This is a genomic window from Zwartia hollandica (assembly GCF_019923725.1).
Classification (GTDB): domain Bacteria; phylum Pseudomonadota; class Gammaproteobacteria; order Burkholderiales; family Burkholderiaceae_B; genus Zwartia; species Zwartia hollandica.
Genome location: NZ_JAHXRI010000025.1, coordinates 141,921 through 164,974 on the forward strand (window position 1 = coordinate 141,921; position 23,054 = coordinate 164,974).

The window sequence follows — 23,054 nt, forward strand, 5'->3', positions numbered from 1 at the left end:
TATGAAATTCGGTACAGCTGTTTCGACTTGTTTGTCAAAGTACGCGACTTTTTCTGGGCGAGCTACAAGAAGCGAATTCTGGTGGTTTTATTTGTTTACGTTTTTGATCAACTGGATCGCAAGTCTCGCCGCTGGAAATGTGGTTTCCTTGCTGGTTAGTCTTGCATTTGTCTTGCCGTTGTGGGCTGCCGGAGCACGACGATTACACGATATTGGTCGAACTGGTTGGTGGCAGCTAATCTTTATTACAGTCATCGGAATTCTGGTACTGATCTATTGGTACGCGCAAGAAACAAAGCCTGAGGAAAATCAGTACGGTGTTTATGTTCCCCCCACAGAAGCCTGACCGAGAGTTGATTGCCTAGAATTTTCTGGCCCTCACGCCTCGGAGATGTTTCGCTTAGGGGGTAAACATCCCAATAAAAATAGCTGGATCGACACGTGCGTCATTTAGGCTGACGTTCCAGTGCAAGTGGGCGCCTGTCACGCGGCCTGTCGCTCCCACTTTCCCCAACACTTGACCACGTTCCAGTCGTTGTCCTTCCGTTACATCAATGACGGATAAGTGACAGAACATACTGATCATGCCCTGTCCGTGATCCACAAATACGGTTTTCCCATTAAAGAAAAAATCGCCGATTAGGATGACAGTACCGGCTGCAGGAGCTTTGATAGGCGTTCCTGTTGGCGCTGCAAAATCTAAGCCAGAGTGAGGCGCCCGCGCTTCTCCGTTGAAAAAACGTTTTAGCCCGAATGGGCTAGAAAGCGGTGCGTCGACCGGTCTGTCGAGAATGAGGTTGCTTGGATGCCCCTGACTAAACTGTTGATAGGCATTGTCTTGCAGAGTTGCTTCACGTTTATAGCGCGCCAAGTCCTCGTCGGATAAATGAACGTGTTTGTTGCTCTTGAGTGTGATGCGTTGTTCGCGATAGACCTTGTTTCGCACTTCAAAGTCAGCAGAGCTTTGGGTTGTGCCGTGTGTGATTGTGATACGTTGCGTACCTGGCGTAGTGCTTAGAGGTATCCCCACGATTGCCAACGTTTTTCCTACTTTCGTGCGTGTAACTAGGACTCGCTTTTCGAGAAAACGTACCTCAGTTGTTGTACCTTTTTTTATCTTGGTGGTGATGTCTATGACAGCTACGCCTCCGGGTACCGGATGGTTCAGGGCTGCAAACAGCGGATCTTGCGCTGCTGCACAAGCACCACTAAGAAACGTCAATAGGCAGGCTAGCCAACGCATGACAGGCATAGTGACACCGGACATTATTTTTGCCAAAGGTATTGCGTAGGGTTGTCAGGGCAGGGACCAAACCCGCAAACTGCGACCGCGCTAAAAGTGTTGGCGGCGGCAATAATGAAAAATAGTGCGATTAAAAATGTGGACAATGCACATGTCGTGGCAGCTTTTGATCGTTGGAGTTGATCGCGATCAATGCAAAGCATCACGGCACAAAATAGCATCATGATGACAAAAGAGACAAAACCCCAAGTGTAAAAATGTAGACCAAAAAGCGTTGAGCCATAGCCGGTATCGCCTGGTGCAATATGCAATAGGACTTGTCGAACGGATGCTGTAGCGCCCGCGAGCGCAGAGGCTAGGATGATCGCATAGTGTGTGGCATGGGGTCCAAAACGAATATTGAGCATCATGCCGATGCCTGCGAGTGTGAGAGCTACCCGCTGTAATTGGCACAGAGGACAGGGAAGTTCGTTGAAAGCAATTTGCCAGAAAAGCGCTTCGATTAAGGAGCCGCATACCGCCGCCAAAGCAGCGGCGTTAAGCCAGTAAGAAAGCGATTTGCCGAAGTAGCGATGCGCACCGCTCAGGTCTTCCGATAATGTGTTCATAGCGAAATATTCAACTTATCAGTCATGTGATAGTGCATCCATGCGAGAAATATCACAAACGTAAATATCCAGGCCCAGATTGTGTAGGGACGATTGCCACGCAAGCTGAACCAAATCGCAAGGAGGGCGCTTAAAAACGGCAACATCATAATCATGCGGTATTTCCTTTAAATCGCGTAGTCGGCTTCAAAACCTTGTCCAACGTGTAGTGTCTGGCCTATCCCGGAGAGAACAATAGCATTCATTCCGAAACAAACTGCACCGTCCATACGCGCAAGTGCTCGGTAGGTAGCCAGCGTGTCCATGACCTCGTGCGTGCTGTTCGCAGTGTAGGGGTCAATGTTCGGGATAGGACAGCGAGGGCAAGGCTTCACGAGTCCTAAGGCGACAAGTCCCGAGGCGGTATGAAGGTGGAGTTCACTTAAATTATCTTCAGTATGCGCCTCAAGACCTTCAATCACAATGTTTGGCCGAAAGCGCAGCATATCTACGGTTTCGTGTCCCTGCTTAAGCAGTCGTTCATTCAAGATATCCAAACTGCGCTGGGTCGCAACTAACACGGCAAAGCCGTCGCTAAACATATTGGCTGCGTCGATCTCTTTAGTCCAGTCCTTAGACGAAAGACGCTTGGCATCTTTTGCAAAGCGCACCAGTCGAAAGCGCTTGCCTGGAACAGCCAGATATTGATCAAGCCAAGCAGCGGCCTCGTCACCCATGTCATCGGCGAGAAGGGTGTCACGCCAAACGGTTACGGAGCGGCTCGCACCCCGTTGATTGAACTCGATCTCCAGGGTCGGTTGGTCCGGCGCTTTCAGTTTTAGGGAGTGACTGGTCAGTTCTGGGGTGATCCACACCATATGTGGGATCTGGCGTTGGGTCAGAAACAGCCCGTCTTGGTCGACAATCATCCACTCGCGATCGAACGCCAAGCCTGTAGCAGTAAGAGTCGCTTGGTTGATCTCGATCCCTGCGCAGGATTTGACAGGGTAAATGAACATTTGGCTGATGATTCCGTTGCAGTCTGCCATTTGGTGTTGTCCTGATCATTGTGATGCGTTCTATTCTAAAATGAATCCTGTTTTCACTGTCGGGATTTTGCTATGCCTTCTTTTGATGTGGTGTCTGAGGTTGATAAACACGAACTTACCAACGCTGTCGATCAGGCCAACCGAGAGTTGACGAACCGTTTTGACTTTAAGGGAACGGATGCCAAGTTTGAATTGGATGGTTATGTGGTGACCCAAGTTGCCCCCAGTGCCTTTCAACTTAAGCAAATGATTGATATCTTGCGCGGGCGCCTGAGCGCACGCAGTATCGATGTGCGTTGTATGGATGTAGCGGATCCGCTCGAGAATCTAGGTGGCGCGCGTCAGAAGATCACGGTTAAGCAGGGTATTGAGCAGGCCGTTTCTAAGAAGCTGATTGCGTCAATCAAGGAAGCCAAACTCAAGGTGGAAACACAAATCACAGGCGATAAGCTTCGTGTGACAGGTAAAAAGCGCGATGACTTGCAGGAAGCCATCGCGCTCTTAAAGAAGGCGGATGTGCCTCTACCCCTGCAGTTCAATAACTTTAGGGACTAGAGGCGGTTTTACCAAGTGTTATCGGCCACCTGTTTTGGCATCCCCAAAGAGGGTGGTCAAGCCGCGAGGCTGTGAACGCCAGTATTGCTTGGGTGCCTGAACCGATGCACCCAGCTCTGCTGCAGCATGCCAAGGCCAACGGGCGTCATAGAGCATGCCCCGGGCTAATGCCACCATGTCAGCCTCGCCGTTGACAATAATTTCTTCCGCCTCTTTTGCCTCGGTAATCAAACCGACTGCCATCGTGGGCAGGCCTGTCCCTTTTTTGATCTGCGTTGCCAAAGGAACCTGATATTTTGGGCCCAGAGGTATTTTTTGTTGGTGCGCCACGCCACCGCTTGATACATCGATAAAGTCGCAGCCCAGCGCCTTCAGTGCATTGCCGTATTCCACGCTTTCCTCAGGTGTCCAGCCGCCTTCAGCCCAGTCGGTTGCAGAGATGCGTATACCCAGGCTGACATTTGCTGGAGTCGCTGCGCGCACGGCCTCAAAGACTTCCAGAGGAAAGCGCATGCGATTCGCTAGGGAACCGCCGTAGGCATCGGTGCGCTGGTTTGCGATTGGTGAAAGAAATTGATGCAACAAGTAGCCGTGCGCATTATGTAGTTCGATACCCTCAAAGCCGATGCGAACCGAGCGTTTAGTCGCTTGCACAAACGCCTCACGAATCCGCTTGAGTCCTGCCGCGTCGATTTCTTGCGGGGCTGGTTCGGTAGGTAGTTGGGGAATGGCAGAGGGCCCTTGCGGGACCCAGCCCCCATCCTTCGGCGCGAGGAGCTGTCCGCCCTCCCAGGGACGCTGGCTCGATCCCTTGCGGCCAGCGTGCGCGAGCTGGATCATGATAGGGATGTCTGAATACTTTCGAACCGAATCAATCGTACGCTTGAGCGCGGCCTCTGTTTCGTCCGAATACAAGCCAACACAGCCGTTTGTGATGCGACCGATTGGTTCGACCCCAGTGGCTTCGATGATCAGCAGACCTGCGCCAGAAAGTGCCATGTGGCCGAGATGGATGGTATGCCAGTCAGTCGTCAGACCGTCATCGGCTGAGTATTGGCACATCGGGGCGATCACAATACGGTTTGCAAGCTTCAGGGGACCGATTGTGATGGGTGTAAAAAGTTGGCTCATCGCTGAATCCTATAAGTAATTCGGTAAGTGGCAAGATGCTAACGGTTGGCTTGAGGAGTCGCAAGTTGTTCGGCCTCCCAGTTCAGAATTGTTGCTTTGCGTTGGGGGCCCCAGCGATACTGACCGGTTTGACCTGTCTCGCGGATGATGCGGTGGCAGGGTACGAGGTATGCCAGGAGATTGGCGCCGATCGCGGTACCTGCTGCGCGTGCTGCACTTGGGTTTCCCATTGCTTCTGCGAGTTGCCCGTAAGATCTGGTTTCGCCAAAAGGAATCTCTAAGAGGGCACGCCATGCTTTGAGCTGGAAAGGTGTTCCGCACAAAATCAGCGCGGGCGGCTTACTTGGACCGTGCGCAGAAAAAATCGACGTTGCGATGGTATTGGCCTCTGCCTGATTGTGCTGCACCATAGCCTGGGGCCACAGGTGCTTGAGGATTAAATCGGCTTGCGTCGCGGGACCATCTAGAAAGTGCAGTAAGCAGATCCCTTGACCGGTCCATGCCAATAGGCAGGGTCCGAAGGGGCTTTTTGCCGTCCCGTATCGCAGGGATAGACCACTGCCTTTTGCGCGCAGGGCATTCGGAGGAAGGGCATGCACTTTTAACGGGTTTGGGCTCATGTGCTAAGTGTAATGCAGACCCTACCTTATAATTTGAGGCATCTAAACACTGCGGGTGCTTAAGCTTGGCACCCTTTGGACGTTAATCATGCCTCGCGTGCTCTTGGGTTGTATTGCTGACGACTTTACCGGTGCAACCGATCTGGCCAACAACCTCGTGCGCGCCGGAATGCGCGTGCTTCAAACAGTCGGTGTCCCGACGGCTCCCTTGAGCAACGAAGTCGACGCTGTTGTGGTGTCACTTAAGAGCCGCACGATAGCGCCTCAAGAAGCCGTGGCGCAGTCTCTGCATGCGCTGCAATGGCTGCAGGCGCAAGGTGCTCGTCAGATTTATTTTAAGTATTGCTCGACTTTCGATTCGACTGCACAGGGCAATATCGGGCCTGTGATTGATGCCTTGATGGCGGCGTTAAGCACAGACTTCACCATTGCCACACCAGCATTCCCGGACGTGGGTCGAACGGTGTTTAAGGGTTATCTGTTTGTCGGCGATGTGCTACTCCATGAAAGTGGCATGCAAGACCACCCGTTGACTCCAATGCGGGATCCTAATCTTGTGCGCGTGTTGGCGCCCCAGACCAAGCGGCAAGTCGGATTGATCGACTATGCCGTTATCGCACAGGGTAAGGATGCCATCCAACAACGTATCGCAGCGCTTAAGCAACAGGGCGTGGGTATTGCGGTTGTCGATGCTATTAGTAACGCTGATCTGCATCGGTTGGCACCTGCCTTAGCCGATATGCCTTTGGTTACGGCTGGTTCCGGAGTCGCGATTGGTTTGCCCGCAAATTTCGGTATTGTGCCCAATGAGAGGGCTGCCGCTTTACCAGCCGCACAAGGCTTACAGGCAGTAATTGCAGGAAGCTGCTCGCGTGCAACGAATGCGCAGGTTGCTGCGTTTGTCGCGAGCGGTCGACCCAGCTACCTAGTCGACCCCATGCGGATGGACCAAGGACCGGATGCGCGTGAGGTACTCGTAAGAGAAGCGCTGGCCTGGGCGACTCCCCAACTGGTGGATGGCCCAGTGCTTATCTACTCAACTGCACAACCGGACGCTCTCAAAGCGATTCAAACAAAACTTGGCATCGCCGAGGTCGGTGAGTGGGTTGAGCAGACCCTTGCGCTGATTGCACGCGGATTAGTGCAAGCGGGTGTGGCACAGTTAGTCGTAGCAGGCGGAGAAACGTCCGGCGCTGTTGTTCAAGCGCTGGGGATGCAGCAGCTGCAAATCGGGGCGCAAATTGATCCCGGCGTGCCCTGGTGTGCCGGAAACACCAATGTGAATGATCAAATTCTGCACATCACATTGAAGTCCGGAAACTTCGGTACCGAGGACTTTTTGTTGAAAGCATTTGGAAAGTTATCCTCATGAGCAGCACCACTGAAACAGCGCATTTGATTTTTTTACGACAGGAAATCTGTCGGATTGGGCGAAGCTTGTTTGAGCGCGGCTACGTGCATGGCTCGACCGGAAACATCAGTGTTCGTGTGCCGCAGGCGGATGGCGGTGGTTTTTTAATTACACCAACGGATGCATGCCTAGGATTTCTTGACCCTTCGCGCTTGTCTCGCATTGATGCGCGAGGAGAGCAACTCAGTGGCGATCGGGCAAGCAAGACGCTTGTCTTGCATCGACGTATCTACGATTGCGATTCTGAGGCGGGCTGTGTTGTACACACACATTCGTCCTGGCTTGTCGATTTGACCTTGCGCGGGGTCTGGTCGAAGGATGATATTGTTCCGCCCATCACCCCTTACTATGTGATGAAAGTCGGGCATGTGCCACTGATTGATTATTACCGTCCTGGTGCACTAGCGGTCGCCGATGCGCTTGAACGGCTCATAGCGTCCCACCGTGCGCGTGGTTTGTCGCTCAGAGCAGTGATGTGCGATAAGCTCGGCCCGCAAGTCTGGGGCCCAAATCCTGGCGCTGCCATGGCGACGCTCGAAGAGCTCGAAGAGACTGCGAAACTTTGGTTGCGTGGCGGCTGCACGGCGAAGGCATTGGATGAGTCTTCCATACAAGAATTGCGTGAACTTTTTAAGGCGTCTTGGTAAATATGAATATTTTAATTACTGGTGCGGCTGGTTTTCTGGGAACCCTCTTGACGCAAGCGTTGCTCAAGCGCGGTCAGCTACGCGATCAGACGATCACATCGCTCACACTTACTGACTTATATGCGCCTGCGCGACGAGAGATCGCGTCACATCCGTTAGTGACGGTCGATGTTGGTGATTTACTCACGCGTATCGATGCTTTATGTGAAAAAAATTACGACGCTGTTTTTCATTTTGCGTCTGCAGTATCTGGTGAGTGCGAGACGGATTTTGATTTGGGTCTACGCTCAAATCTCGATACAACCAGAAAACTACTGGATGCATTGCGTGCTCAGCAAGCGCGTAATGGGCAAGCGCCGCTATTATTTTTCGCAAGTTCTGTGGCGGTATTTGGATCGGACCCAGCAATTGCTTTGGCCGATGTCGTGCGTGATGGGACATTACCTACGCCTCAGTCGAGCTATGGCATTCATAAATTCATTTGCGAGCAAATGATCGCGGATTACACACGCAAGGGTTATATCGACGGAAGAGTAGCGCGCTTGATGACTGTGTCGGTGAGGCCTGGACGTCCGAATGGGGCGGCCTCAAGCTTTCTGTCCGGTATTGTGCGCGAGCCTTTGTCTGGTATCGCTTCAGTGTGTCCCGTTGAACTAAACACTGCGGTCGCGCTTTCCTCTCCGAACAACACGATTGAGGGCATATTGAAAGTTGTCGAAGTCAGTCGAGAGGAGTTCGGTGGCCGAACTGCCTTGAACTTGCCTGCCTTGACAGTGACGGTAGGCGAGATGTTGCAAGCGCTCAAAGATGTCGCTGGACCCCAAGTCGCTTCGCTGGTGACGGTTCAGCCTGACGCAACAATTAAGCGGATTGTGGGTGGTTGGCCACCACGCTTTGATTGCCAACGCACAAACAAGCTCGGCTTGAAGGCAGATGCTTCTTACCGAGCTGTGATTGAGCAGTATATCGAGATGGCCGGGATTAAACGACCAGAGGGTGTGCCGCACCGTCCATCGTAATAATGGTGCCGGTGACGTAGCTGGCACGACTTGAAGACAGATAGACCACCGTATCGGCGACTTCCTCAGGTGAGGCAAGTCGGCCCATCGGCACGCGTGCCGTGGCTTTTTGTATGGCCTGCTCGACCGAGATGTTCTCGTGCTTAGCCGCGACCTTCATGCCTTCCATCAAACGATCTGTTGCCGTCGCCGCAGGGTTCACTGCGTTCACTCGAACGCCGTGCGGCGCATAGGCTGCGGCCAGGCCAGCGCTTGCGAGCATCAAGGCTGCGTTTGCGCTTCCGCCCGAGATGTGTAACACCGATGGTGACTTACCGCCATTGCCGACCACATTGACCACGACACCTTTTTTACGAGCACCCATGCGCTTGATGCAGGGGTCCAGCATGTTGATGTAGGTGAAGAATTTTGAATCCATCGCATCACGCCAATTTTCTGGCTTGAGGTCTGCGGCCGCAACACGCTTGGCCGCTCCTGCAGAGTTCACTAATACGTCGACGGGACCAAACGCTTTTTCGGCTGCATCAAGGGCTGCTACAGCCGAGTCCGATGCTTTGAGGTCTGCTGCGTAGATCGCAATGTGCGCGGCAGCACCTGGATTTTGTGTGGCCAGTTGCTGCTTGGCTGCCTCTAGCGTAGCGAGGTCGCGTGATACGAGGCTGACTTTGGCGCCTTCCTCTAAAAACACTTTCGCGCAAGCCAGGCCGATGCCTTTGCTGCCGCCTGTGATGAGGACGTGATGATTTTTTAAATGTAAGTCCATGTCTGCTCCGGTGGTAAAGGTGTAATGCTTTAGATAAAAAATTTATTGCGGATTTGGTTCAGCGCTACGAATGATGCCCTGGTCCCTCAAGCCGTCGATCTCAACGTTTGAGTAGCCCAGGCTTTGCAAGAGTTCTATTGTGTCGGCGCCAATGCGAGGAGGTGCATTACGAATGCGTAGGCGTTCATCATTTAGCGCGAGTGGCAATAGGGCTGCGCGCGTTTCAATATCTTTTCCCGAACTTGTGTTGTCGGCGGCGATCGTCACAGGCGCGAGTCCTCCGGTTGCTAGCAAGTGTGGATCATCAAAGAGCTCGTGAGGGCGCGTAATCGGTGCGTAAGGCAGTCCGACTTTCTCGAAACGCTCGCTAAGCTCTTTCGCGCTTAAGGCAGCGAACCGCTCGCGTAGTATTGGAATCAGAAAAGAACGGTTTTGAACACGCTCGTTGTTAGATCCCAGTCGTGTATCGGCTTTTAGATCATCAAAGGCGAACTCTTTACATAGCAAGGCCCATTGCGTATCGCTGACTGCCGAGAGGAATATCTGCTCACCGTCCTTGACGGTGAAGACGTCATAGACGGCCCAAGCGCTCAGTCGGTTCGGCATGGGGTTCGCTGGTTTACCTGTGACCGCAAACTGCATCATATGTTGTGCGACTAAGAAAACATTGTTTTCAAACAAAGCGCTGGCTACCTCTTGGCCGTGCCCCGTGCGATTACGTTGCTGTAGGGACGCCAAGACACCAATTGCGCCAAACATGCCTCCCATGATGTCGTTCACACTTGCGCCCGCACGCAGCGGTTGTCCGGCAGGGCCCGTCATATACGCTAAGCCACCCATCATTTGAACGACTTCGTCGAGCGCGGTACGGTTGTCGTAGGGACCGGGCAAGAAGCCTTTGTGCGAAACATAAATGAGGGAGGGGTTGAGCTTAGATAGGGCGGAGTAGCCAAAACCCAGCTTGTCCATCGTGCCACTTTTGAAGTTTTCACTGAAAACGTCAGCTCCGGCCACAAGTTTTAGAATAATTTCACGACCGATTGGGTTCTTGACATCGATCGAGATGCTTTTTTTGTTGCGATTGAACATGGGATAAAAGCCGGCTCCCGAACCCAGTAGCCTGCGGGTGTTGTCCCCGGCCAGGGGTTCGACTTTGATGACCTCGGCGCCTAGGTCGGCCAAAATCATGCCGCAGGTTGGGCCCATCACCATGTGGGTGAACTCAACAACGCGTATCCCTGCTAGGGGTAGGGTCTCAGACATGCATTACCTTTTCGGAACTTCAATGTGGTTTGTGAGGTTTTGAAGCACGGGTTGTTATACCATCGCTGTAGTGGCTAGCGCTTGTTGTTCTTTACGCACATGAAGGGAGGTATTTATGCAGTGCAGCATTTCAGTTCGAACCGTCGATTACCTTAACCCTACTGACCGTGCGGATTTGTTGACCATCCTTGATATGTACGCGAGGGATCCTATGGGCGGTGGGGACGAGTTGAGTCCTGAAGTCAAAGCGCGACTATGTGATGACTTGGCGAAGTTTCCAGGTGCAATGAGTTGGTTAGCTTACAGTGATGGACGCCCGGTCGGACTGCTCAACGCGATGCCAGGTTATTCCACCTTCAAGGCGCGTCCACTGATGAATGTGCACGATATCGCGGTTATCCCAAGTTTTAGAGGGCAAGGCGTAGGTCAAGCACTGCTTGGTGCGTTAGAGACCTATGCGCGCAAGCAAGGTTGTTGCAAGTTGACCTTGGAAGTCTTAAGTGGCAATCAGGGTGCACAAGCTTCGTACGCTCGGTTCGGCTTTGCACAGTACGAGCTGAGTGCGTTGACGGGGCAGGCCTTGTTTATGCAAAAATGGCTCTAGTGACTGTCTACTACGATGGTTCATGCCCTCTTTGCCGCAAAGAGATAGCGGTCTATCAACGATCTAGAGGTGCCGCAAATATTGAATGGACAGACGTCAGTTCAGCAGAGCAGGCATGTTTAGGAGAGGGCTTAACCTGCCAGTTGGCGATGGCGAGGTTTCATGTCAGAGACCGACAAGATAATTTGTGTAGTGGAGCCTTGGCTTTTGTTAAGCTTTGGCTTGAGCTGCCAGAGTGGCGCCGGCTTGGAAGGCTTTGTTCAAATAAACCGACGCTTTGGTGTTTGGAGCGGCTGTATGTCGGATTTTTAAAGATACGTCCCAGCATGCAACGCAGATTCAGATAGCGCACTTTAGTATTGAAAATTTCCGAAAGTATTGTTTAAAGAACCTAACACATGAACTCGAACGATCAGGACAAAGGCACGCCGATTTCGGTGGTTATTCGCAACCGCCTTAAAGAGGCGCGCAAGCGATTTCATGCCAACGACAATATTTCGCAATACATCGAACCGGGTGAACTTGGTCAGTTGCTTGATGAAGTCGAGCAGAAAATGAAAGGCGTGCTAGAGAGCCTGGTCATCGATACGGTGTCAGATCACAACACAAACGATACTGCACGACGTGTCGCCAAAATGTATTTACAAGAAGTGTTTGGTGGGCGGTATGCCGCTCAGCCCAAAATCACTGAATTCCCAAACGCTGAACACCTTAGTGAGCTGATGATTGTTGGTCCGATTACTGTGCGAAGCGCCTGCAGCCATCATTTTTGCCCAGTCATCGGTAAAGTCTGGATTGGTGTGATGCCAAATGAACATACCAACGTGATTGGCTTATCCAAATATGCACGGCTCGCAGAGTGGATCATGAGTCGTCCTCAGATTCAGGAAGAGGCTGTGGTGCAGCTCGCTGATTTGATACAAGAAAAGACACAACCTGATGGACTAGCTGTTGTGATGAATGCAACGCATTACTGCATGTCTTGGCGCGGTGTGAAAGATCCGGATAGCAGAATGATTAATTCAGTGATGCGCGGTGCCTTTTTGAAAGATGCGAATTTGCGTCGAGAATTCTTGTCGTTAATGCCTAAAGAGAGCTAATCATGCTGGTACGTTTGTTGTATGTGAGTCGGGCAGTCAATCCCGAAGATACTAAAGCGACACAATCAATTTTAGATTCCGCGCGTGAGCACAACTTAAGTAATGGCATCACAGGCATTCTTTGCTATGGTGGCGGGATCTACTTGCAGGCGATTGAGGGCGGACGCCATCAGGTCAACGAGTTATACGGGTACATCGTACGCGATCAACGTCACAAAGATGTTGCCCTGCTGCACTACGAGGAAATCACGGAGCGTCGTTTCGGTGGCTGGACAATGGGGCAAGTCAATCTCGCCAAGCTGAACACTTCCATCGTATTGAAGTATTCAGAGAAGCCTGAGCTGGATCCATACTCGGTCTCTGGCGCAGTCTCGCTCGCACTGCTAGAAGAACTCATGCTGACCGCTTCAATAATTGGTAGAGCGTAAAGATTATGGCAAAAGATCACTCTCTCGCAGTACGTCTGCTTCTAAACATCGGGCATGGACTTGATCACATGTTCCTGCTCATTTTTGCGGCAGCCGTTGGTGTGATGGCGCATGACTTCGGGTTTTCGACCTGGGAAGATTTGATGCCATACGGGGTTGGAGCATTTGTACTCTTCGGCTTGGGATCTATTCCGTCTGGACGCCTAGGGGACTTATGGGGCCGACGTCGAATGATGATTGTGTTCTTTATTGGCATTGGTGTGGCCACCTTGCTGGCAGCAGTCGCGCAGACGGTTTGGCAGATGGCAATCGCTTTGACCTTAGTCGGTGCTTTTGCCTCCATCTATCACCCAGTGGGTATTCCTTTTCTAGTACAAAAATCGGCGAATCCGGGCTATGCAATTGGAATCAATGGTTTGGCCGGCAACCTGGGTGTGGCCTTGGCGGCGATGCTGACGGGTTTTTTGATTAAGTGGATCGGTTGGCGCGCAGCTTTTGCGGTACCCGCTTTATTTTCTATCGGCTGTGGTGTCTGGTTTGCTTTGATTTGCCCACCAGAGGTCGAGGCGCCCGCCAAGCGTAAGAGCGGGCCAAAGGTCGCTTTATCACGCGCGATGGTGGCACGTGTGTTGGCAGTCATGACGGTGTCTGCCGCAACAGGAAGCGTCATTTTTAATTTCACCACGAATGGAAACAATCAGTTGTTTGCCGAACGCTTCGCCGGTGTGCTCGAGGACCCCGCGATTCTAGGTATTCTGCTCGCGGTCATTTATACCGTTGCATCCATCATGCAGGTCGTTGTCGGAAAGTTGTTAGATAAATATTCGCTACGACCGATCTTCCTGGGTATCGTGTTGTTGCAGATCCCGTTGTTTGTGCTTGCGGCGTATGCGCAGGGCTGGTGGTTGTTCGCCGCTATGTTGGGCGTGATGGTTTTCATATTCGGTGCTGTGCCCTTTGTAGATGTCATGATTGTGCGTTACGTTGATGATCGTATGCGTTCACGTGTCGCCGGTATTCGGCTATCAATTTCGTTGGGGCTGAGCTCGATCGCTGTGTGGGCCCTTGGCCCTGCCGTGAAGGGTTGGGGCTTTGAATCGTTGCTCTTAATCATGGCGGGTTTTGCAACATGTACGGCGATCGTGGTGCTGTTCTTGCCCGCTGATACGGATGTAAAGGTAGAGCCAGCATGACCATTGAGCGCCTACCAGCAGGGCAGTTAAACGCATGTCTAGCCTCCATCCCTAATTGGAAGTATGACCCTTCCGCTGGTGGCAGTATTAGTCGAAAGTTGGTCTTTGAGGACTTTACGCAGGCCTTCGCTTTTATGACGCGTGTCGCTTTTCTCGCGCACGAAGCAGACCATCATCCCGAGTGGAGCAATGTGTATAACAAGGTTGAGATCACCCTGCGTACGCACGATGCCGGTGGGTTGTCGATTAAAGATATCGATCTGGCAAAACGTATTGATCAGATTTGATCTAGATCGTTGCGAATCGTAAAAGCCCGGCTTTGTAGGCTTGTTTTACTTTCTGTGTCCATCTTTTCAATTTGTCGATAGACCATCCCAAGCCGATGGTTGCCCGATAGTGCGCTGGCATTTCGAATAAAGAAATCCCAGTAGAGCGCATTAAAGGGGCAGGCGCGTTCGCCGACTCGTAACTTCTTGTCGTAGTAGCACCCTTTGCAGTAGTCCCCCATTCGGTCGATATAGGCAGCGCTCGAGACATAGGGTTTGGTTGCCAACAAGCCCGCATCCGCAAACTGACTCATGCCAATTGTGTTTGGGAGTTCGACCCACTCAAAGGCATCGATATAAATACCCAAATACCAGCGGTGTAGTGCTGAAGGATCGATGCCTGCTAGCAACGCAAAGTTTCCGGTAATCATTAACCGTTGGATATGGTGCGCGTAAGCATGGTCAAGGGACTGTCCTACGGCTTTGGAAACGCATTGCATCTTGGTCTTGCCAGTCCAAAACCAAGTGGGCAGTGGCGTGTCATGCGCGAAATGATTGGAGTCTTGATAATCAGGCATGCGGAACCAATACACGCCTCGAATATATTCGCGCCAACCCAAAATCTGACGGATAAAACCCTCTGCCGTGGCGATACTGATGCGTTGTTGGCGCCACGCCGTCTCTGCTTTTGCGACGACCTCTTGTGGACTCAGCATCTTTACGTTCAGGGCGAACGACAAGAGGGAATGAAACATGCGCCAGCTCTGCGTACTCATCGCGTCTTGAAATTCACCAAAATAGGGTAGTACATCTGAGATAAAGCGCTCTAGGTCGTCGAGCGCCTCTTCGCGGTTGACAGGCCAGCGAAAAGTGTTGCACTGGGGTTCACCAAAGCTAGAGACGCCTGCGGCTTGAATTTCTGCCCACAGCGACGAGTGATCGTGCCGACGCGTATGGTCGACGGGTTCGGGAGGTGTGCCACTCCAACGTTTTCGATTTTCGTGATCAAAGTTCCATTGACCACCCTCGGGCTTTTTAGATGCATCGATCAAGACACGATGCTTGACACGCATTTGGCGATAAAAGCGCTCCATCAGCCATTGCTTTTGTGTTTTGAATAGCTCTGCTGTCTCAAGCCGCTCTGTAAAGAAATGTTCACTCGACACCATCTCAGAGGGAATCGATAGCGCGTGACAAAAGCTCGATAGCTGTGCATCTAGCCGCCACTCGTCTGGCTGTTGATATTCAAATTTTATGCATCGATGCTTAGCAATCAGCGCCTTGAGATTGCCTTCAATCGTCTGTGTGTTCTCGGGATCACCAATGCGCAGGTAATGCACGCGATGACCTTCTACTTCGAGCCGCTGGGCAAGCGCTCGCATGCCGGAAAAAATGCTAATAATTTTTTGAGCGTGGTGTAAGACGTAGTCTGTCTCTTGTCGCATTTCTATCAGCGTATAGAGATGCTCAGAATCGACGTGTTTGAACCAGCTGTGTTCTGGATTGAGTTGGTCACCCAGCAGCAGTCTAAGTGTGGTCAAGCGTGTCCCCAATGTTTACGATAGATACTGTCCGGATCATGCTCTTGAATCTGTTTTTGCATATTCATTCGTCGACCGCCTCGGGGGTCGGTCCCACATCCCGCAATATAGAGCCAATTACCCTGATTGCTGTAGATATCAAAATCAAGTAATTGACTTTCAAACCAGGCGGCGCCAGCTCGCCAATCGACCTCGAGATCGTAAATAAGATAGCTGGCGACGACTTGTCGCATGCGGTTCGACAGATGTCCCGTTTCTCTGAGCTCGGTCATGCCGGCATTGACGAAGTCATTTGGTGTCTGAGCGTTCGTCCATGTTAGTAGCCGTGCCTGCTCAATGCTTGGGTCTTGTCTTGCAGGTAATGTTGCGGCGGGCTCACGTTTGAGTCCATCTCTCAGATACAGCTTTCTGCCGTATTTGAGGTGCAAGAGCCGGAAGTAGTCGCGCCAGAGCAGTTCAAAAAAAATCCAGTATGTACTGTCGTTGCTACCGCGCTTGGCTTCGTATCGCTTGAGGGTCTGATAGGTAGTGGCGGCAGAGATCGCGCCAGAGGCAAGCCAAACAGATAATCGGGTGGAGTAATGTGCTCCCATGAGCTGGTTACGTGTCTGCTTGTAATACAGTGGATGCTCGGTCGAGAAGTATGCAGTGACTGCACGGTGTGCCGTGTCTTCGCCAGCAGGTTTACGCGTTATATGTTCGCCTAATGCATCGATGTTTATCACCCGCGCCAAACCCGGCGGTGGGGGTGGAAGACGCGTTGGTGCTGCAACCGGGTCTCTTGGGTACACACCAGACTGCTCGATCTTCTGACGGAATGCGGTAAAGATATCGGGCATCGCCAGGGGCGCGAAGGGTAGGGAGGCTGGGTCGAACATCGTAGACTGCCAGGTGGATACGACCTGCATGCCTCGACTTTCTATGTTTGCAACGTCGGTACGCTCTTCAGGAGCTTCGATCGCTTCGCAATAGACACACTCGACATTGAACCTGTCTGCCAGTGAGCTCAGAACCTGTGCAGGCTCACCGGCTAACTCCAAGAGTTGGTTGCCGTGGTTGGCGATGTTTGCACGCAGTTCTTTTAGTGCTGCTCGCAGCTGCGTTGTTCTTTTTTCGCTCGTTCGGGCAAAGCCCCAGACTGTGTCACCTTGAAGGCGCGTAGGGTGAATGTAAACAAGAATAAGTTGTTGCGCACTCTCGCAGGCTTTTAACAACCCAGGCGAGTCACCCAAACGCAAATCCTGTCTAAACCAGTAAATGTTGGTCTTCATGTCTTGGATGGGCCCGCCTGACGACAGCGGTCCGAACAGTACCTAACGTTCTCCCAGTCGCGCTCCCATTTTTTTCTCCAGTTAAAAGGGCGAGCGCAAGTCAGACATACCTTGGAGGGTAAGTCTGACTTCTTCTGCATACGATGATTGGAACGCTGAGGCATTAAAAATCAAGTGTGTGCTGTGGCGAGACTGGTGGGGCAGTGCCAGATTTTGGTTTGTTGCGCAACACCGGGCGCTTACGCGACCCGTGCTTATTTAAGACTGCTGATTTCTCTGCAGAGACTTCAGGTCGTCCACGTCGCTCAAACAGTTTTTGTTTTGCCGCACGTGTCGACATTTCTAAGTCTACGATTGGTGCGTTGATTTTAGGGGGAGAGACCTTAGAGACTGTACGAATCAAGTCGTCGGGGATTTTCCAAGGTTCAAAAACCCAAGGGTCAGGTACTTGTCTGAGCTCCGGCAGCCACTTTCGGACGAATACGCCTCTGGGATCGTGATCCTGCGCTTGTTTGATTGGGTTGTAGATGCGTGGAATGTTGATTCCCGTCGTACCCGATTGCATCTGCATCTGACTCCAGTGAATGCCAGGTTCGTAATCAAGGAAGTGCCGTGCTAGCCAGTTTCCAACGGGTTTCCAGTGGAGCCAAAGTGGGTATGCCGCTGTTGAGACAAGCATGGCACGCATACGAAAATTAATCCAACCCGTGTGTTTGAGCATCGCAACACAAGCATCCACTATTGGCCATCCTGTCCGGCCTTCACTCAGTGCGTCGAAGTGTTTGGCGTTCCAGTCATTCTCACGCAGCCCATCGTAGCCGCGGTGCATATTTTGGAACTCAAGCTCTGGTTCGCATTCAAGCTTTTGGATGAAGTGGCAGTGCCAGTACAAGCGGCTCACCATACTGCGCAGGCCTTTAGCACGACGACTATCTTCTTGTGTCTCGTCCGCTATTGCATACATGACCCGCTGATAGACTTCTCGAACGCTAACACAGCCGTGTGTTAGATAGGGCGAAATCCTTGAGCATGCGGTCGGTGCTGAAAGCGGAGAGGAAATGCCGCCGCGATAGCTCTCACTTCGATTGTTGATGAAATCGTCGAGCACATACATAGCCTGAGACCGCCCACCGCGCTGGCGGCTGGGTGGATCAAGCAAATCGATCGCGAGCTGCTCTGCCGTCGGAGGTTTGACCTGCTCGACCAGCGGTTGGAACGATACGAGGCGCTCGGGTGTCGGCGTTTGCGACTGACTTGTATGTTGAGTCCAAAGCCTCTGCCAATCATCGCGATCAAGGCGGCCACGAAAGACTCCCGACTGTATGGGTTCGTGCCAAGCGATATTTTTGTTTTTACACCAGCCTTTCACTGCGAGATCGCGCATAAAAGAGGCATAGTTACCAGTCTCTTGGTGAGAGTAGATTGCATCAAACGGGGTATGTGCATGCAGACGTTCGAGGACGTCGCACGCTTCGCCCGTTAATACATGCAGGGTCGCACCAAGTTTCTTGAGCGCGACATATAGGTCGCGCAGACTTTCAAGAATAAAGTCGTAGTGCTGCTTGGAGGCATCGGGACCTTGCCAGATGCTTGGTTCGACAATGTAAATACAGCATACCGCTCCTGCCTCGGCTGCCTTGGCAAGTGCCGCGTTGTCGTGGATGCGCAAATCCTTTTTGAACCAGACAACGCTTTTTGCCATTGCAGTGAGGGTGATCGGTTCTCCGCGGGCTAGGCCGAGAAGAGCGTTCTCAAGGAGGGTAGTGTTTCTAACGCCACAATCCGGTCGTACAGACCAGCGTCTGCGCCCTTGATCGCTGGATTGATTGCACGACCCGTTATGACGCAGTCATTGAATTTCTTTTTTAAGCCTGCGGCGTCAATCGGATTCTTCGAGTTGCCAAGCGGGAAACGAATTTCGCCAGAATCAAAACTGCGTCCATCCGTCGTTTTGATGACAACCCGATCTGTGAACGCAAAAGCGGGCTCTAGCGGACAGAAAGTGTCAACGGTCGACACCTTTACTTTGCTGTAGAGGTTCGAGACATCTTTGCGCGTCGCGAATTCATCGGTCAACTGGGATAGTCCAACTTCCCGCGCAACGATCGCAGACGCGACGGCAAACTGGGCGCTGAACTTAGCTTCCAGGCCGGTCTTAGGATGATGGTTACGCAGCATAGATGCTTGTGCGGGTCCCATGGTGAGCGCGACTTCTGCAATCTCTTCAGGCTGCAAGTTTTCTCGATCTGCAATCTCAATCACGCCATCAATGGTGCGATGACTCGAATAGCATACGGGGTAGCGCTTGATAGATAAACCGCTATCGAGAATCCTGAGCGTTTTACCTAATGTGTCGGCAGGGCGGGTACGGTCGACTTTCCCGGCCAGGGAGAGTGCAAAGAGATAGCCGGCAGGGTGCTCAAAGACGTCAGGCGCTGAAGTCATCCCAAGCTTGGATAACTTGACTGCCTCAATGCCGTGAGAGGCGGCTCTACCAGCGTGGAAGGGTTTGGTCATGGTTCCAAAGTTGGCGACCAAGCCACTGGCCAGACTTGCTGAAATGGCGAGCGCTTGTCCCGCGTCCGCTTCATTCAATTTATTAAGGTATGCGACGGCTGCTGCTGCACCAACCGCACCAAAAACGCCGGTGGGATGCCAGCCTTTTAAGTGATATTGATCGGTTTCGCGGTTGACGAGTTCGCCCCACACTTCGTAGCCGACAACATAAGCGCGTAACGCGTCGAGGCCTGAGCAGTTCAGTTTGTAGCCCTCTGCCAAAATGGCTGGCACGAGCACGGTACTTGGATGGCCAGAGATTGCCACATCGTCATAATCCAGCGCATGACCAGCAACAGCACTGATAAATGCTGCTTGTGCAGCGGGGTGCATCGTACCGAGAAAGGGCACAGGTGCCTCGGCAGGAGTTGTGGCCTCGGCAAAATACTTGCGTACGATATTGACAACCGGCTCTGCATTGCCAGCCATCATTGTTGCAATCGTATCGATGAAGCCCGTTTTTGCGACCTCGAGTGCAGCATGTTCATCAGTGCCAAAACTGGGTTTGGCAACGAAGGCGGCGAGTGCTTTAGTTAGACCTGTCATGTTGATGTCTCCGGTATGGCTTTATTTATTGTTAGAACGAACGTGGCATGCCAAGCATGTGTTCGCCGATGTACGACAGCACTAGGTTAGTTGAAATGGGTGCGATCTGGAATAAGCGCGTTTCGCGCCACTTTCTTTCAACGTCATACTCTTTGGCGTAGCCAAATCCGCCGTGGCACTGCAGGCAAGCTTCTGCCGCATGCCAGGTTGCTTCCGAGGCAAGTAACTTACCCATATTGGCGTCATCGCCACAGGGTAGCCCTGCGTCAAATAGTGCCGCAGCGCGACGTAGCACCAGATCGGCCGCATCGGTTTCAGCGTGGGCGCGTGCAATCGGGAACTGAACGGCTTGGTTTTGACCAATGGGGCGATCAAACACACGGCGCTCGTTAACATAGTTCACTGCAGTCTGGGTAAACCAACGTGCATCGCCAATCGCTTCGGCTGAAACGAGGATGCGCTCCGCATTCATGCCATCCAGAATGTATTTGAAGCCTTTGCCTTCGTCACCAATTAGGCAATCCGCAGGGATCTTGAGATTATCAAAAAAGACCTCGGTCGCATGGTGGTTCACCATTGCCTTGAGCGGACGAATGTCCAGACCTTTACCTAGGCCATCACGGATGTCGAGCAAAAATACCGAGAGTCCATCGCTCTTCTTTTTGATCTGATCAAGTGGTGTGGTTCGTGCGAGCAAAAGCATGAGGTCAGAGTGCAGCGCACGCGAGGTCCAGACTTTTTGACCGTTGATGACGTAATGATCACCTTGACGTTCAGCACGCGTTTTCAGTTTGGTCGTGTCTGTACCGGTGGTGGGCTCTGTGACGCCAAAGGCTTGAAGGCGAAGTTTGCCGCTCGCGATATCAGGAAGATATTTTTTCTTTTGCGCTTCGCTGCCATGACGCAGCACGGTTCCCATTGTGTACATCTGTGCATGGCATGCGCCTGCGTTACAGCCTGAGGCGTGGATGGTTTCAAGGATCACCATCGCTGCGCGCAAGGGCATGCCGCTGCCACCGTACTCTTCAGGGATCAAGGCACCAAGGTAGCCTGATGCAGTGAGGGCTTGCACAAATTCAGTTGGGTAGGCGAGAGTCTCTTCTAGTCCGCGCCAGTACGACCCTGGAAAGTCGGCACAAACGCGTTTTACACCTTCGCGAATTTCTGGATAATCTTCGCCAGTCGAAATGCTAATGTTTTGGACGGGTTGACTCATGATTAACAGCCTTTAAAGTTTGCTTTTCGTTTTTCGTTAAAGGCTTTGACGCCTTCCATGCGATCTTCGGTGTCAATAAGATGGTTGTACGCTTCAATTTCAAAGCGGAATGCCGTGCGCAACTCCATTTGACCGCCATAACGCACAGACTTCTTAATTTGCCGCACAGATAATGGGGCATTGGAAGCGATGACTTCTGCTGTTTCCAGCGCCTTTGCCAGCACTTCTGTGGGTTCGAGGATGGCATTGATCAAGCCGTATTCACTTGCTTGCTGTGCGCTGAACGGCTTGCCGGTCATGAGGATCTCTTTGGCGCGTCGCTCGCCGATGGCGCGCGGTAGGTTTTGGGTGCCACCAGCCCCCGGCATGATGCCTAAGGTCACTTCGGTCAAGGCGAAGCGCGCAGCATTGCTGGCGTAGATGAAGTCGCAGGACAAGGCCATCTCGAGTCCACCGGCGTAGGCGTGCCCATTGACCGCAGCGATCACTGGGATGGGCAAGTCCACTAGGGTCCAATACATGCGCTCAAAGAGCTCATGCTGCAGCGTCCATTGCTTCTTGGTCATCCCGTTACGTTCTTTGAGATCGCCGCCAGCACAGAATATCTTCTCTCCGGCGCCGGTCAGGACGATGCAGCGGATGTCGCCTGCGTCAGCGGTCAGACGGTTCCAAAGATCGAGCAAGTCATGGCCAGATTGTGTATTAATCGCGTTGCCGACCTGGGGTCGATTAAGCGTTACTTTTAGAACATGCGCACCCACCATTTCAGTGGCGATCGTTTCGTATGCGGGGAAAGCGGTCATTTCTTATTCCTTTGATTAATCAAATCTGAGTGTTCGCCAAGTTTGGGAGGCGGTGCGCTTGGGTGTGGTCGCACACCGTCAAAACTAATTGGCAGCCCGATGAAGCGCATTCCTGAACCGGGCACATCTTGAATCAAACCGAGCGCCTCAGTCTGTGGATGTGCAGCCATTTGAGCGATATCGTTAACGGGTGCGCAAGGGACTCCAGCTTTCTCGAGCTCCGCAACCCAGTGTGAAGTTGGCTTAGCGACAATCAGCGCATCAAGCATGCCGTAGAGCAGTGTTTCGTTTTCGACACGTTTAGGGTTGTCGGTAAAGCGTGGATCGTCGATCCATTCCGGATGTCCAACCGTTTTGGCGAGAGATTTAAATAGAGCGTCGCTGCCGGCAGCAATCACGAGCTCACCGTCACTGGTCAGATAGCTTTTGTACGGGACAATTCCTGCGGCACCGGAGCCTTGTTTTGCCATGACTTTACCGCTAGCAAAGTACTGCGCCGCCAACAAAGAAACCCAAGTTGTTGCGGTTTCAAAAAGCGATACATCGACCACTCTGCCACGGCCCGTCGTGTGGCGTTCTAGCAGGGCGGTGAGGGCGCCAATCACGGCCCACATCCCGGTGCCCATGTCCACGATCGATGCACCCACGCGCACCGCAGGTCTGCCTGGCTCGCCCGTGGTGCTCATGATGCCCCCAAAGGCCTGCATCAACGGATCGTAGCCAGGACGATCCTTGAGTGGTCCGGTATTTCCGAACGCGCCAAGATTGCAGTAGATCAGGCGCGGTTGGCGAGCAAGAAGGGTGGCGCCATCAAGTCCGAGCTTTTGAACATGACCAGGCCGTAGATTTTGAATCACGATATCAGCGTGCTCGCAGATGTACTGGCGCAGGGCTTCGACCTCAGTCTCATTACGTAGGTCGCAGACTACCGACTTTTTATTGCGATTGAGCGATTGAAAAAAGGGTGAGGCACCTTCCCAGAAAGGGGGACCCCACTTTCGGGCATCGTCACCGTCTGACTTTTCAATTTTGATAACATGGGCACCCAGCTCGCCGAAAATCTGACCAGCGAAAGGGGCTGCCACACTGTTTCCCAGTTCGATCACCACGAGTCCCGCGAAAGGGGTGGCACCGAGGGATTGCTGCTGCGTATGCTCAGACATTTTTAATGTAATTTTGGGATGATTCGTCTCTCCAAAATTATGTCACGAATTGACCTCCATCAACGCCTAGACAGTGTGT

The 23,054-nt window shown here is 52.4% G+C and carries 27 protein-coding genes; 11 read left to right on the forward strand and 16 right to left on the reverse strand.

Going from position 1 to position 23,054, the window contains the following annotated elements; translation table 11 throughout:
* Nucleotide 1: 1 nt before the first annotated feature.
* On the forward strand, nucleotides 2-346 hold the full coding sequence (locus KZZ10_RS15080) for a DUF805 domain-containing protein (RefSeq protein ID WP_259662364.1): 345 nt from the start codon (nucleotides 2-4) through the stop codon (nucleotides 344-346).
* Nucleotides 347-400: 54 nt separating this feature from the next.
* Here KZZ10_RS15080 and KZZ10_RS15085 read toward each other — a convergent pair whose 3' ends face one another.
* Genes KZZ10_RS15085 through KZZ10_RS15100 form a run of 4 tightly spaced genes read right to left on the reverse strand, consistent with a single transcriptional unit; the run spans nucleotide 401 to nucleotide 2,879 of the window.
* Nucleotides 401-1,267, reverse strand: coding sequence for a peptidoglycan DD-metalloendopeptidase family protein (locus KZZ10_RS15085; protein WP_259662365.1), 867 nt, complete (start codon nucleotides 1,265-1,267; stop codon nucleotides 401-403).
* Entirely contained in the window at nucleotides 1,267-1,851 is a 585-nt protein-coding gene (locus KZZ10_RS15090) for a disulfide bond formation protein B (protein ID WP_259662366.1), read from the reverse strand. Before KZZ10_RS15090 ends, KZZ10_RS15085 begins: the two co-directional genes overlap by 1 nt.
* Nucleotides 1,848-2,006, reverse strand: a complete 159-nt coding sequence (locus KZZ10_RS15095) for a DUF5993 family protein (protein WP_259662367.1) — start codon at nucleotides 2,004-2,006, stop codon at nucleotides 1,848-1,850. Before KZZ10_RS15095 ends, KZZ10_RS15090 begins: the two co-directional genes overlap by 4 nt.
* A gap of 12 nt (nucleotides 2,007-2,018) precedes the next feature.
* Nucleotides 2,019-2,879, reverse strand: a complete 861-nt coding sequence (locus KZZ10_RS15100) for an MOSC domain-containing protein (protein ID WP_259662368.1) — start codon at nucleotides 2,877-2,879, stop codon at nucleotides 2,019-2,021.
* Nucleotides 2,880-2,951: 72 nt separating this feature from the next.
* Here KZZ10_RS15100 and KZZ10_RS15105 point away from each other — a divergent pair, with 72 nt between their 5' ends.
* On the forward strand, nucleotides 2,952-3,434 hold the full coding sequence (locus KZZ10_RS15105) for a YajQ family cyclic di-GMP-binding protein (RefSeq protein ID WP_259662369.1): 483 nt from the start codon (nucleotides 2,952-2,954) through the stop codon (nucleotides 3,432-3,434).
* 18 nt (nucleotides 3,435-3,452) lie between these two features.
* Here KZZ10_RS15105 and KZZ10_RS15110 read toward each other — a convergent pair whose 3' ends face one another.
* Entirely contained in the window at nucleotides 3,453-4,565 is a 1,113-nt protein-coding gene (locus tag KZZ10_RS15110; protein WP_259662370.1) for an NADH:flavin oxidoreductase/NADH oxidase, read from the reverse strand.
* A 38-nt stretch (nucleotides 4,566-4,603) separates the two neighbouring features.
* Nucleotides 4,604-5,185, reverse strand: coding sequence for a methylated-DNA--[protein]-cysteine S-methyltransferase (locus KZZ10_RS15115; protein WP_259662371.1), 582 nt, complete (start codon nucleotides 5,183-5,185; stop codon nucleotides 4,604-4,606).
* An 88-nt stretch (nucleotides 5,186-5,273) separates the two neighbouring features.
* Here KZZ10_RS15115 and otnK point away from each other — a divergent pair, with 88 nt between their 5' ends.
* The 3 genes from otnK to denD are packed head-to-tail and all read left to right on the forward strand — an operon-like array spanning nucleotide 5,274 to nucleotide 8,262.
* Entirely contained in the window at nucleotides 5,274-6,557 is a 1,284-nt protein-coding gene (gene otnK, locus KZZ10_RS15120; RefSeq protein WP_259662372.1) for a 3-oxo-tetronate kinase, read from the forward strand.
* Nucleotides 6,554-7,243 carry a class II aldolase/adducin family protein gene (locus KZZ10_RS15125; protein ID WP_259662373.1) on the forward strand — a complete coding sequence of 230 codons (690 nt, stop codon included), beginning with the start codon at nucleotides 6,554-6,556 and terminating at the stop codon, nucleotides 7,241-7,243. Before otnK ends, KZZ10_RS15125 begins: the two co-directional genes overlap by 4 nt.
* A gap of 2 nt (nucleotides 7,244-7,245) precedes the next feature.
* Nucleotides 7,246-8,262 (forward strand): D-erythronate dehydrogenase, encoded by a 1,017-nt coding sequence (gene denD, locus KZZ10_RS15130; protein WP_259662374.1) that lies wholly within the window; start codon nucleotides 7,246-7,248, stop codon nucleotides 8,260-8,262.
* On the opposite strand, the gene KZZ10_RS15135 is transcribed toward denD, so the two are convergent.
* Together KZZ10_RS15135 and KZZ10_RS15140 are read right to left on the reverse strand one after the other, a co-directional pair.
* Entirely contained in the window at nucleotides 8,225-9,025 is an 801-nt protein-coding gene (locus tag KZZ10_RS15135; protein ID WP_259662375.1) for an SDR family NAD(P)-dependent oxidoreductase, read from the reverse strand. The genes denD and KZZ10_RS15135 overlap by 38 nt on opposite strands.
* A 42-nt stretch (nucleotides 9,026-9,067) precedes the next feature.
* Complete coding sequence (locus KZZ10_RS15140; protein WP_259662376.1) at nucleotides 9,068-10,288, reverse strand: CaiB/BaiF CoA transferase family protein; 1,221 nt, start codon at nucleotides 10,286-10,288, stop codon at nucleotides 9,068-9,070.
* A 115-nt stretch (nucleotides 10,289-10,403) separates the two neighbouring features.
* On the opposite strand from KZZ10_RS15140, the gene KZZ10_RS15145 reads away from it, so the two are divergent.
* Genes KZZ10_RS15145 through KZZ10_RS15170 form a run of 6 tightly spaced genes read left to right on the forward strand, consistent with a single transcriptional unit; the run spans nucleotide 10,404 to nucleotide 13,900 of the window.
* Nucleotides 10,404-10,892, forward strand: a complete 489-nt coding sequence (locus tag KZZ10_RS15145; protein ID WP_259662377.1) for a GNAT family N-acetyltransferase — start codon at nucleotides 10,404-10,406, stop codon at nucleotides 10,890-10,892.
* Nucleotides 10,883-11,239 carry a thiol-disulfide oxidoreductase DCC family protein gene (locus KZZ10_RS15150; protein ID WP_259662378.1) on the forward strand — a complete coding sequence of 119 codons (357 nt, stop codon included), beginning with the start codon at nucleotides 10,883-10,885 and terminating at the stop codon, nucleotides 11,237-11,239. Before KZZ10_RS15145 ends, KZZ10_RS15150 begins: the two co-directional genes overlap by 10 nt.
* Nucleotides 11,240-11,290: 51 nt before the next feature.
* Entirely contained in the window at nucleotides 11,291-11,992 is a 702-nt protein-coding gene (folE, locus tag KZZ10_RS15155) for a GTP cyclohydrolase I (protein WP_259662379.1), read from the forward strand.
* Nucleotides 11,993-11,994: 2 nt separating this feature from the next.
* The gene (locus tag KZZ10_RS15160) at nucleotides 11,995-12,420 is read left to right on the forward strand and encodes a BLUF domain-containing protein (RefSeq protein WP_259662380.1); all 426 of its coding nucleotides are present in this window, start codon (nucleotides 11,995-11,997) and stop codon (nucleotides 12,418-12,420) included.
* 5 nt (nucleotides 12,421-12,425) lie between these two features.
* On the forward strand, nucleotides 12,426-13,613 hold the full coding sequence (locus tag KZZ10_RS15165; RefSeq protein ID WP_259662381.1) for an MFS transporter: 1,188 nt from the start codon (nucleotides 12,426-12,428) through the stop codon (nucleotides 13,611-13,613).
* Complete coding sequence (locus tag KZZ10_RS15170) at nucleotides 13,610-13,900, forward strand: 4a-hydroxytetrahydrobiopterin dehydratase (protein WP_259662382.1); 291 nt, start codon at nucleotides 13,610-13,612, stop codon at nucleotides 13,898-13,900. Before KZZ10_RS15165 ends, KZZ10_RS15170 begins: the two co-directional genes overlap by 4 nt.
* On the opposite strand, the gene KZZ10_RS15175 is transcribed toward KZZ10_RS15170, so the two are convergent.
* The 8 genes from KZZ10_RS15175 to KZZ10_RS15210 are packed head-to-tail and all read right to left on the reverse strand — an operon-like array spanning nucleotide 13,891 to nucleotide 22,975.
* Nucleotides 13,891-15,420, reverse strand: coding sequence for a cryptochrome/photolyase family protein (locus KZZ10_RS15175; protein WP_259662383.1), 1,530 nt, complete (start codon nucleotides 15,418-15,420; stop codon nucleotides 13,891-13,893). The two genes, KZZ10_RS15170 and KZZ10_RS15175, sit on opposite strands and share 10 nt — an antisense overlap.
* Nucleotides 15,417-16,691 carry a DASH family cryptochrome gene (locus tag KZZ10_RS15180; protein ID WP_259662384.1) on the reverse strand — a complete coding sequence of 425 codons (1,275 nt, stop codon included), beginning with the start codon at nucleotides 16,689-16,691 and terminating at the stop codon, nucleotides 15,417-15,419. Before KZZ10_RS15180 ends, KZZ10_RS15175 begins: the two co-directional genes overlap by 4 nt.
* Nucleotides 16,688-16,855 (reverse strand): DUF2256 domain-containing protein, encoded by a 168-nt coding sequence (locus KZZ10_RS15185; protein ID WP_311133563.1) that lies wholly within the window; start codon nucleotides 16,853-16,855, stop codon nucleotides 16,688-16,690. The genes KZZ10_RS15180 and KZZ10_RS15185 overlap by 4 nt, the downstream gene beginning before the upstream one ends.
* Nucleotides 16,855-18,393 (reverse strand): FAD-binding domain-containing protein, encoded by a 1,539-nt coding sequence (locus KZZ10_RS15190; protein WP_259662386.1) that lies wholly within the window; start codon nucleotides 18,391-18,393, stop codon nucleotides 16,855-16,857. The genes KZZ10_RS15185 and KZZ10_RS15190 overlap by 1 nt, the downstream gene beginning before the upstream one ends.
* 29 nt (nucleotides 18,394-18,422) lie before the next feature.
* Complete coding sequence (locus KZZ10_RS15195) at nucleotides 18,423-19,793, reverse strand: MmgE/PrpD family protein (RefSeq protein WP_259662387.1); 1,371 nt, start codon at nucleotides 19,791-19,793, stop codon at nucleotides 18,423-18,425.
* Between the two features lie 31 nt (nucleotides 19,794-19,824).
* A complete protein-coding gene (locus KZZ10_RS15200; RefSeq protein WP_259662388.1) occupies nucleotides 19,825-21,009 on the reverse strand; it encodes an acyl-CoA dehydrogenase family protein in 1,185 nt (394 codons plus the stop codon).
* A gap of 2 nt (nucleotides 21,010-21,011) precedes the next feature.
* Nucleotides 21,012-21,812 (reverse strand): enoyl-CoA hydratase/isomerase family protein, encoded by an 801-nt coding sequence (locus KZZ10_RS15205; protein WP_259662389.1) that lies wholly within the window; start codon nucleotides 21,810-21,812, stop codon nucleotides 21,012-21,014.
* Complete coding sequence (locus tag KZZ10_RS15210) at nucleotides 21,809-22,975, reverse strand: CaiB/BaiF CoA transferase family protein (RefSeq protein ID WP_259662390.1); 1,167 nt, start codon at nucleotides 22,973-22,975, stop codon at nucleotides 21,809-21,811. The genes KZZ10_RS15205 and KZZ10_RS15210 overlap by 4 nt, the downstream gene beginning before the upstream one ends.
* Nucleotides 22,976-23,054: the final 79 nt, after the last annotated feature.

Coding starts and splice junctions, on each gene's coding strand:
- KZZ10_RS15080 (WP_259662364.1), top strand. CDS start 2: ATGAAATTCGGTACAGCTGTTTCGACTTGTTTGTCAAAGTACGCGACT.
- KZZ10_RS15085 (WP_259662365.1), bottom strand. CDS start 1,267: ATGTCCGGTGTCACTATGCCTGTCATGCGTTGGCTAGCCTGCCTATTG.
- KZZ10_RS15090 (WP_259662366.1), bottom strand. CDS start 1,851: ATGAACACATTATCGGAAGACCTGAGCGGTGCGCATCGCTACTTCGGC.
- KZZ10_RS15095 (WP_259662367.1), bottom strand. CDS start 2,006: ATGATTATGATGTTGCCGTTTTTAAGCGCCCTCCTTGCGATTTGGTTC.
- KZZ10_RS15100 (WP_259662368.1), bottom strand. CDS start 2,879: ATGGCAGACTGCAACGGAATCATCAGCCAAATGTTCATTTACCCTGTC.
- KZZ10_RS15105 (WP_259662369.1), top strand. CDS start 2,952: ATGCCTTCTTTTGATGTGGTGTCTGAGGTTGATAAACACGAACTTACC.
- KZZ10_RS15110 (WP_259662370.1), bottom strand. CDS start 4,565: ATGAGCCAACTTTTTACACCCATCACAATCGGTCCCCTGAAGCTTGCA.
- KZZ10_RS15115 (WP_259662371.1), bottom strand. CDS start 5,185: ATGAGCCCAAACCCGTTAAAAGTGCATGCCCTTCCTCCGAATGCCCTG.
- otnK (WP_259662372.1), top strand. CDS start 5,274: ATGCCTCGCGTGCTCTTGGGTTGTATTGCTGACGACTTTACCGGTGCA.
- KZZ10_RS15125 (WP_259662373.1), top strand. CDS start 6,554: ATGAGCAGCACCACTGAAACAGCGCATTTGATTTTTTTACGACAGGAA.
- denD (WP_259662374.1), top strand. CDS start 7,246: ATGAATATTTTAATTACTGGTGCGGCTGGTTTTCTGGGAACCCTCTTG.
- KZZ10_RS15135 (WP_259662375.1), bottom strand. CDS start 9,025: ATGGACTTACATTTAAAAAATCATCACGTCCTCATCACAGGCGGCAGC.
- KZZ10_RS15140 (WP_259662376.1), bottom strand. CDS start 10,288: ATGTCTGAGACCCTACCCCTAGCAGGGATACGCGTTGTTGAGTTCACC.
- KZZ10_RS15145 (WP_259662377.1), top strand. CDS start 10,404: ATGCAGTGCAGCATTTCAGTTCGAACCGTCGATTACCTTAACCCTACT.
- KZZ10_RS15150 (WP_259662378.1), top strand. CDS start 10,883: ATGGCTCTAGTGACTGTCTACTACGATGGTTCATGCCCTCTTTGCCGC.
- folE (WP_259662379.1), top strand. CDS start 11,291: ATGAACTCGAACGATCAGGACAAAGGCACGCCGATTTCGGTGGTTATT.
- KZZ10_RS15160 (WP_259662380.1), top strand. CDS start 11,995: ATGCTGGTACGTTTGTTGTATGTGAGTCGGGCAGTCAATCCCGAAGAT.
- KZZ10_RS15165 (WP_259662381.1), top strand. CDS start 12,426: ATGGCAAAAGATCACTCTCTCGCAGTACGTCTGCTTCTAAACATCGGG.
- KZZ10_RS15170 (WP_259662382.1), top strand. CDS start 13,610: ATGACCATTGAGCGCCTACCAGCAGGGCAGTTAAACGCATGTCTAGCC.
- KZZ10_RS15180 (WP_259662384.1), bottom strand. CDS start 16,691: ATGAAGACCAACATTTACTGGTTTAGACAGGATTTGCGTTTGGGTGAC.
- KZZ10_RS15185 (WP_311133563.1), bottom strand. CDS start 16,855: ATGCCTCAGCGTTCCAATCATCGTATGCAGAAGAAGTCAGACTTACCC.
- KZZ10_RS15190 (WP_259662386.1), bottom strand. CDS start 18,393: ATGGCAAAAAGCGTTGTCTGGTTCAAAAAGGATTTGCGCATCCACGAC.
- KZZ10_RS15195 (WP_259662387.1), bottom strand. CDS start 19,793: ATGACAGGTCTAACTAAAGCACTCGCCGCCTTCGTTGCCAAACCCAGT.
- KZZ10_RS15200 (WP_259662388.1), bottom strand. CDS start 21,009: ATGAGTCAACCCGTCCAAAACATTAGCATTTCGACTGGCGAAGATTAT.
- KZZ10_RS15205 (WP_259662389.1), bottom strand. CDS start 21,812: ATGACCGCTTTCCCCGCATACGAAACGATCGCCACTGAAATGGTGGGT.
- KZZ10_RS15210 (WP_259662390.1), bottom strand. CDS start 22,975: ATGTCTGAGCATACGCAGCAGCAATCCCTCGGTGCCACCCCTTTCGCG.